This window comes from Aeromicrobium phragmitis (assembly GCF_003674095.1).
Classification (GTDB): Bacteria; Actinomycetota; Actinomycetes; order Propionibacteriales; family Nocardioidaceae; genus Aeromicrobium; species Aeromicrobium phragmitis.
Window position 1 is genome coordinate 1 of record NZ_RDBF01000241.1, and the last position, 326, is coordinate 326.

Here is a 326-nt window from a genome sequence, read left to right on the forward strand (position 1 = left end):
TAAAGCTTGCCTTCGGTCGTCGTGCGGTGCTCGGTGATGTCGGTGAGCCAGACCCGGTTCGGGGCATCGGCCCGGAAGACGCGTTGCACGTGGTCGTCGAACACGGGTGGGCCGGCCTTCTTACCCTTCCCGCGCCGGAAGCGTTGCGCGGAGGAGAGGATCCCAGCCTGCGAGCACAGCTTCCACGCCGTCCGGCGACTCATCCGCCACCCTGCGCGGCGTGCTTCGTCAGCGAGGTATCGGTAACCGAACGTCGGGTCGTCCTCATGCGCGTCGTGGAGGGCGTTGATCCGATACGCGCGGAGGACGTCCGCGTCGCGGATTGG

The 326-nt window shown here is 67.5% G+C and carries 1 protein-coding gene; it reads right to left on the bottom strand.

Annotated elements, in window-relative coordinates:
* Window positions 1-326, bottom strand: a 326-nt coding sequence (locus tag D9V41_RS18120) for an IS3 family transposase (protein WP_341770345.1), incomplete at both ends; no start/stop codon positions are given.